6 protein-coding genes and 1 tRNA gene are annotated in these 7,245 nt (G+C 71.0%); 3 read left to right on the top strand and 4 right to left on the bottom strand.

Going from position 1 to position 7,245, the window contains the following annotated elements:
- Positions 1-32 precede the first annotated feature (32 nt).
- A complete protein-coding gene (locus ACZ4NT_RS25215; protein ID WP_183116824.1) occupies positions 33-344 on the bottom strand; it encodes a hypothetical protein in 312 nt (103 codons plus the stop codon).
- 103 nt (positions 345-447) lie between these two features.
- Here ACZ4NT_RS25215 and ACZ4NT_RS25220 point away from each other — a divergent pair, with 103 nt between their 5' ends.
- Positions 448-678, top strand: coding sequence for a DUF4287 domain-containing protein (locus ACZ4NT_RS25220; RefSeq protein WP_103550712.1), 231 nt, complete (start codon positions 448-450; stop codon positions 676-678).
- A 102-nt stretch (positions 679-780) separates the two neighbouring features.
- Here ACZ4NT_RS25220 and ACZ4NT_RS25225 read toward each other — a convergent pair whose 3' ends face one another.
- The 3 genes from ACZ4NT_RS25225 to ACZ4NT_RS25235 all read right to left on the bottom strand — a co-directional run bounded on the left by ACZ4NT_RS25225 (position 781) and on the right by ACZ4NT_RS25235 (position 3,337).
- Entirely contained in the window at positions 781-1,689 is a 909-nt protein-coding gene (locus ACZ4NT_RS25225; RefSeq protein ID WP_121402505.1) for a Bax inhibitor-1/YccA family protein, read from the bottom strand.
- A 149-nt stretch (positions 1,690-1,838) separates the two neighbouring features.
- Entirely contained in the window at positions 1,839-3,014 is a 1,176-nt protein-coding gene (locus tag ACZ4NT_RS25230; RefSeq protein ID WP_467727739.1) for a 4-hydroxybenzoate 3-monooxygenase, read from the bottom strand.
- 240 nt (positions 3,015-3,254) lie between these two features.
- Positions 3,255-3,337, bottom strand: a tRNA-Leu gene (locus ACZ4NT_RS25235).
- 388 nt (positions 3,338-3,725) lie between these two features.
- Between ACZ4NT_RS25235 and ACZ4NT_RS25240 the strand changes: the two genes are divergently transcribed.
- Together ACZ4NT_RS25240 and ACZ4NT_RS25245 are read left to right on the top strand one after the other, a co-directional pair.
- Entirely contained in the window at positions 3,726-4,496 is a 771-nt protein-coding gene (locus ACZ4NT_RS25240) for an ABC transporter ATP-binding protein (protein ID WP_121402503.1), read from the top strand.
- Positions 4,497-4,611: 115 nt separating this feature from the next.
- The gene (locus ACZ4NT_RS25245; protein WP_467727741.1) at positions 4,612-7,140 is read left to right on the top strand and encodes an ABC transporter permease; all 2,529 of its coding nucleotides are present in this window, start codon (positions 4,612-4,614) and stop codon (positions 7,138-7,140) included.
- Positions 7,141-7,245 lie beyond the last annotated feature (105 nt).

The raw sequence follows: 7,245 nt of genomic DNA on the forward strand, positions 1-7,245 counted from the left end.
GGCGCACCGCGCACCCCACGCGCCGGAGCCGATCAGACTCCGGCGCGCTTCTGTGCCTCCTGGACGAGGGTGAGCGCCTCCGCCAGATCCGTCTCGTCCGTCAGTGCGAGCGCCAGGTCGTGTCCGGCCACGGTGATCTGGTCCGCGGCGGCGAACATGCCCACGTCCGGCATCTCCCGGGGCTCGGCCGAGGGGTCCTCCAGCCGCTGGGCCCGCCGCGCCAACTCCCTGGCCACCCCCAGTGCCTCGGCCGCCGCACCCCGCTGCAGGCGGCTCTGCGGGGCGGCCCGCAACCGGTCGGCGAAGTGGTCCACGGCTCGGGTCAACGGCGTCGTATCAAGCACGCCGCGAGACTACGCGCCGTGGCGGGACTGTTGCCAACGCCCCGGCGCTCAGGCACGGTGGCGTGAAGGACCGGCTTACATCCCATTGCGTCCGGAGGCGCCGATGTCCCAAGTCTTCTCCGAGGAGACCCATCGCAACCTGCTCGCCCGAATCCCGCACTGCACCGGTCGTGAGATCTCCGACTGGCTTCGCACCGTCGACGAAGGCCCCGCCCTCTTCCGCTTCGAGGAAAAGGTCAGCTGGCTCCGCGCGGAACACGACCTCGCGTACGGCCACGCCAAGGCGATCATTCACGAGTACGACCTGAGGAGGGCCGCGCGCAAACTCCTCTAGCGCGCACCACCGAACGAGACCCGCGTACGGCGAAGGGCCCGCGAACCGGAGTTCGCGGGCCCTTCCGGTGCCGCCGGAAACCGGCGGGCCGTGGAAGCCTGGTCAGTCGTTGCCCTGCAGGATCGACAGCAGGCGCAGCATCTCCAGGTAGATCCACACCAGGGTCAGGGTCAGGCCGAAGGCGGCCAGCCAGGACTCCTCGCGCGGCGCGCCGTACCTGACGCCGTCCTCGACCTGCTTGAAGTCGAGGGCCAGGAAGCAGGCGCCGAGGATGATGCCGATGACGCCGAACAGGATGCCGAGACCGCCGCTGCGGAAGCCGAGGCCGTCACCGCCGCCGAACACCGCGAACAGCAGGTTCACGGCCATCAGCAGCACGAAGCCCAGCGCCGCGGCCATGACGAAGCCGTAGAACCGGCGGGTGACCCGGATCCAGCCCATCTTGTAGGCGAGGAGGACGCCGGCGAAGACCGCCATGGTGCCGAGCACCGCCTGGGCGACCACGCCGTCCGCGATGTAGGTGGACACCGCGCTGGAGATCACGCCGAGGAAGACACCCTCGAACGCCGCGTAGGCCAGGATCAGCGCGGGTACCGGCTTGCGCTTGAACGACTGGACGAGCGCCAGCACCATGGCCACCAGGGCCGCGGCGATGCCGATGCCGTAGGACTTGCCGATGTTGGCCTCGTCCACGGGCAGCAGGACCCACGACAGGACCGCGGTGAGAACCACGGTGCCGAGGGTCATGCCGGTGCGCATGACGACGTCGTCCATCGTCATACGGCCGGTGGAGACCGGGGCCTGCGGCGGAGCGCCGTGCTGAAGGTCCTGCTGCGCGTAGGGGTTCTGCGCGTAGGGGTTGCCGCCCTGCGCGTACGGGTTGCCCTGCGCGTAGGGGTTGCCCTGCGTGCCGACAGCTGCTCCCCCGGCCTGCGGCGCGGTGTTGAAGCCCGCGTAGCCGTTGTCGCGGCTGAACCCCCGTCGCGAGAAGACCGGGTTGCTGCTCCTCATTTCACTCCTCCATGGCCACCCTGCGCGGCCTTGGCTCAAGAGTAATAGGTAGGCAAAGGAAAGAACCTACTGCTTGGGGAGGATCTTTCCCTCGTCGTGGTGCGCAACACGCTACGTGGGCGGGGGATTCCCGGCACGCGCGGGGCGGCTCACTCGAAGGGGAACCCGGTGTACGCCTCCGCCAGCTCCGTCTCGGCCGCCCGGGAGGCGGTGATCCGCCGCAGCCGGGCCAGCTGGATGCGCTCCTCGAAGGGGGTGGCACCGGGGGCACGGTGCAGCAGGGTCGTCATGTCGTACGAGAACCGCTCGGCCTGCCAGACGCGGCGCAGGCAGGTCTCGGAGTACGCGTCGAGCCGTTCGGCCGATCCGGTGGTCCGCAGCGCGACCAGCGCGCGGGCGAAGGTGACGACGTCCCCGACCGCGAGGTTGAGCCCCTTCGCGCCGGTGGGGGGCACGATGTGGGCCGCGTCGCCGGCCAGGAAGAGCCGTCCGTAGCGCATCGGCTCGTGGACGAAGCTGCGCATCGGCGTCACCGACTTGGCGGTGACCGGGCCGCGCCGCAGCCGCCAGTCGTCGTCGGTCGCGAAGCGGCGCTCCAGCTCGTCCCAGATGTCCTCGTCGCGCCAGGCCTCGGCGTCGGTGCCCTCGGGCACCTGGAGGTAGAGGCGGGAGACGGCCGGGGAGCGCATGCTGAGCAGGGCGAAGCCGCGGTCGTGGCGGGCGTAGACGAGTTCGTCGTGCGAGGGGGGCACGTCGGCGAGGATGCCGAGCCAGCCGAAGGGGTAGGTCCGCTCGAAGACCCGGGAGAGCGCGGCCGGGACCGCCTCGCGGGCCACGCCCCAGAAGCCGTCGCAGCCGACCACGTAGTCGCACTCCAGGACGGCCTCGCGTCCCTCGTGGCGGAAGCGCACGCGCGGGTGCTCGCCGTCCGCGCCCTCCACGGCCAGCGCCTCGGCCTCGAACAGCAGCGGTCCGCCCTCCTTGAGCTGCAGGGCGATGAGGTCCTTGCACACCTCGGTCTGCGCGTACACCATCACCGAGCTGCCGCCGGTGAGCGCGGGGAAGTCGACGCGGTGCCGGGTGCGCTCGAAGCGCAGTTCGATACCGTCGTGCCGCAGCCCCTCGCGGTCCATGCGCTCCCCGGCACCGGCCGCCCGGAGCACGTCGACCGTGCCCTGCTCCAGGATTCCGGCCCGCTGCCGCTGCTCCACGTAGGCGCGGTCGCGGCTCTCCAGGACGACGGACGCGATGCCCGCGTTGTGCAGGAGCCGCGCCAGCAGCAGTCCGGCCGGTCCGGCCCCGATGATCCCGACGGTGGTCCTCATCGGCACGCCCCTCTGCCCTCGTACGGGTGCGTCTTCGCCGCACTCCTGTTCGCCTAGTGAAATTTACTTCACTGAGGTCGTGGCTGTGAGTCTCCGACGGGCTGCGCCCGCTGTCAATGGGCGGCGGCGCGGGGAAGAGGGGTGCGGCGAGAGGCCGTGCCGGTCCACATCGGTCTACAGCGTCTCGGAACACGCCCATGACCGCATAGCGGGTGATTTCGTCCGCGTGTAACTCGGAGGTGCCCGGAACCGGACTTGAACCGGTACGCCCGCGAGGGGCAGCGAGGTTTAAGCTCGCCGTGTCTGCATTCCACCATCCGGGCAGGCCATGGGCTCCGCATCGAGGATCCGAGCCTATCGGGACGCATCCCCCTAACTACCGGTGGTCGGCCCGATGTTGTCTTATTTTATTGGCGTCTGAGGGTGCATCAGCACTGGGTACGGGCCATCCGCACTTGCCAATAGCCTTTCTGGCGACGCCCGCCCGTGTATACGGAATGACGTAATTTCACCGCCCGGGTGACGGCGTCCGCCGGTCGCGGGCCTGATGCCCCCTCAGGGGCGCCCGTCATCCCCAGGTATGACACCGCCGTCCGCGGTCCGCCCGGAGTCGCCCCCCGGAACCGGAACAGCGGCTGACTCCACGGTGCCGCGCGGCCGTGAGGATGGGACGAGTCCCCCTCACCGCCGTCCCGTCAGGAGCACCCTCCCGTGACCACCACACCCCTCGCCGGCCCGACCACCGCGGTGGCCGCCCGCGCCACGGAACTGTCGAAGGTCTACGGACAGGGCGAGACCCAGGTGGTCGCCCTGGACCGGGTCACCGTCGACTTCCGCCAGGCCGAGTTCACCGCGATCATGGGCCCCTCCGGGTCCGGCAAGTCCACGCTGATGCACTGCGTGGCCGGCCTCGACACCTTCTCCTCCGGCTCCGTGCGCGTCGGCGAGACCGAACTCGGGTCCCTGAAGGACAAACAGCTCACCAGGCTGCGCCGGGACAAGATCGGCTTCATCTTCCAGGCCTTCAACCTGCTGCCGACCCTGACCGCGCTGGAGAACATCACGCTGCCCATGGACATCGCGGGCCGCAAGCCGGACCGGCAGTGGCTGGACACCGTGATCACGATGGTGGGTCTCGGCGACCGCCTCCGGCACCGGCCCTCCGAGCTCTCCGGCGGCCAGCAGCAGCGCGTCGCCGTGGCCCGCGCGCTCGCCTCCCGGCCCGACATCGTCTTCGGCGACGAGCCGACCGGAAACCTCGACTCCCGCTCGGGCGCCGAGGTGCTGGGCTTCCTGCGCAACTCCGTGCGGGAGCTCGGGCAGACCGTGGTCATGGTCACCCACGACCCGGTCGCCGCCGCGTACGCCGACCGCGTGGTGTTCCTCGCCGACGGCCGGATCGTCGACGAGGTGCACGAGCCGACCGCGGACACCGTCCTGGACCGCATGAAGCAGTTCGACGCCAAGGGCCGCACCAGCTGACCCTCCCGGCGCGGGTCCGACACCGCCGCCGTCCGCCGTCGCCGGCCGCCGCGGCGGCCCGCAACCGCCCCCGCGGCCGACCAGAGCTTCTACTCCCCTGGACTGAGACACACCCATGTTCCGTACCGCCCTGCGCAATGTCTTCGCGCACAAGGCCAGGCTGCTGATGACCGTGCTCGCCGTCATGCTCGGCGTCGCCTTCGTGTCCGGCACCCTGGTCTTCACCAACACCATCTCGGACGCCTACCAGAAGAGCTCGGCCAAGGGCTTCGACCAGGTCGACGTCGCCATCCGGCCGGAGGGACGGCAGGACGAGGGCGACCGCGTCGGCAAGGAACCGAAGCTCACCCAGGCCCTGCTGGAGAAGGCCGCCGGGGTGTCCGGCGCCGACACCACCATCGGTGTCGTGAACGGCTTCACCGCCATCGCCGACAAGGACGGCGAGCTGATCGGCGGCGGCTTCCAGTCGCAGGGCGGCAACTACTGGGGGAAGAAGGACCCGCGGTACCCGCTGACGAGCGGCCGGGCCCCCCGGGGCGAGCACGAGGTGGCCATCGACTCCGAGACCGCGCGGCGGGCCGGATACCGGGTCGGCGACACCGTACGGCTCTCGATCGACGGGCCCGTGCTGGAGCCCAGGGTCACCGGCGTCTTCACCACCGACGACGGCAACGTCGCCGCGGGCGGCAGCCTCGCCCTCTTCGACACCCCGACCGCGCAGCGTCTCTTCGCCGAACCCGGCACGTACGACGAGATCGACGTGACGGCCGCTCCCGGCACCAGCCAGACCGCGCTGCGCAGCGCGCTCGACGAGGTCGTGCCGGAGGACGTCGCCTCCACCACCACCGGCAAGCGCCTCGCCGACGACCAGGCCACCCAGATCGCCTCCGCGATGAGCGGCATGAAGACGGGCCTGCTGGTCTTCGCCGGCATCGCCCTCTTCGTCGGCACCTTCATCATCGCCAACACCTTCACCATGCTGGTCGCCCAGCGCACCAAGGAACTGGCCCTGCTGCGCGCCGTCGGCGCCTCCCGCAGGCAGATCACCCGCTCGGTGCTGCTCGAGGCGTTCGTGGTCGGTACGGTCGCCGCCGTCACCGGTCTCGCCGCGGGCATCGGCATCGGCGCCGGGATGCGCTCTCTGATGACCACGCTCGGCGCCACCGTCCCGGACGGTCCGCTGGTCGTCACGCCGGGCACGGTCGCGACGGCCCTCGCGGTGGGCGTCCTGATCACCATGCTCGCCGCGTGGCTGCCGGGCCGCCGTGCCGCGAAGATCCCGCCGGTCGCCGCGATGAGCAGTGTGCACGCCAAGGCCACCACCAGATCGCTCGTGCTCCGCAACACCCTCGGCGCCCTCTTCTCGGCGGCGGGCGTCGCGGTGGTCCTGTTCGCCACCACCATGGACGGCTCGGACGGCCAGGCCCCGATGGGTCTCGGCGCGGTCCTGCTGATCATCGGCGTGTTCATCCTGACGCCGCTGCTGTCCCGCCCGCTGATCGCCGCGGCGGCGCCGGTGCTGCGCGTCTTCGGGGTCTCCGGCAAGCTCGCCCGCCAGAACTCCGTGCGCAACCCGCGCCGTACCGCCGCCACCGCCTCGGCGCTGATGATCGGCCTCACCCTGATCACCGGCATGACGGTGATGGCGGGCAGTCTGCAGACGTCGATCGACAAGATGGCCGGCTCCGCGATCAAGGCGGACTACGTGGTGTCGATGGCGAACGGCAACATGCTCTCGCCCGACGTCGAGAAGCCGCTCGCCGCCACCGACGGCGTCACCGCCACCAGCCCGCTGCGCAACGCCCCCGCGCGCATCGACGGCGAGACCGAGTACCTGACCGGCGTCGACGGCCGGTCCATCGCCGACCTGACCGACCTCCCCGTCGACGACGGCGCCTTCGCAGTCGGCGGCACCCGGGTCGTCGTCGACGACGACACGGCCGACTCGCACGGCTGGAAGGCCGGTTCGCACTTCACCGCCTCCTACGAGGACGGCGAGCGGCAGCGGCTCACGGTCGCGGGCGTCTACCAGGGCAACGAGATGATCCGGGGCATCATGCTGGACACCGCGACGCTCGCGCCGCACCAGCACGACCCGGCGGACATGCAGGTCATGCTGAAGACGTCCGGCGGGGCCTCGGGCGCGGTGAAGGACCGGCTGGAGAAGGCGCTCGGCGACACCCCGGCCATCCAGGTCCAGGACAAGAAGGACATCTCCGAGGGCATCGCGCAGATGTTCACGCTGATGCTGAACATGCTCTACGGACTGCTCGCCATGGCGGTGATCGTCGCGGTGCTCGGTGTCATCAACACCCTGGCCATGTCCGTCTTCGAGCGCTCGCAGGAGATCGGCATGCTGCGCGCGATCGGCCTGGACCGCAAGGGCATCAAGCGGATGGTGCGCCTGGAGTCGCTGGTCATCTCGCTGTTCGGCGGTGTGCTGGGCATCGGCCTCGGCGTGTTCTTCGGCTGGGCCGCCGGCGAACTGCTGGGCACGAAGATGGCGACGTACGAACTGGTGCTGCCCTGGGGCCGGATGGCGGTCTTCCTGCTGCTCGCCGCGGCGGTCGGTGTCCTCGCGGCGCTGTGGCCGGCCCGCCGGGCGGCCCGCCTGAACATGCTGACGGCCATCAAGTCCGAGTAGCCGCCGGGCAGTGGGGGGGGGGGGGGGGGGGGGGGGGGGGGGGGGAGGGGGGGGGGGGGTGGGGGGGGGGGGGGGGGGGGGGGGGGGGTAGGGGGGGGGGGTAGA

The organism is Streptomyces sp. NPDC026417 (assembly GCF_055567695.1).

What these genes read in the sequence shown, in the direction of transcription:
- ACZ4NT_RS25220 (WP_103550712.1), top strand. Translation starts at nt 448, where the DNA reads ATGTCCCAAGTCTTCTCCGAGGAGACCCATCGCAACCTGCTCGCCCGA.
- ACZ4NT_RS25225 (WP_121402505.1), bottom strand. Translation starts at nt 1,689, where the DNA reads ATGAGGAGCAGCAACCCGGTCTTCTCGCGACGGGGGTTCAGCCGCGAC.
- ACZ4NT_RS25230 (WP_467727739.1), bottom strand. Translation starts at nt 3,014, where the DNA reads ATGAGGACCACCGTCGGGATCATCGGGGCCGGACCGGCCGGACTGCTG.
- ACZ4NT_RS25245 (WP_467727741.1), top strand. Translation starts at nt 4,612, where the DNA reads ATGTTCCGTACCGCCCTGCGCAATGTCTTCGCGCACAAGGCCAGGCTG.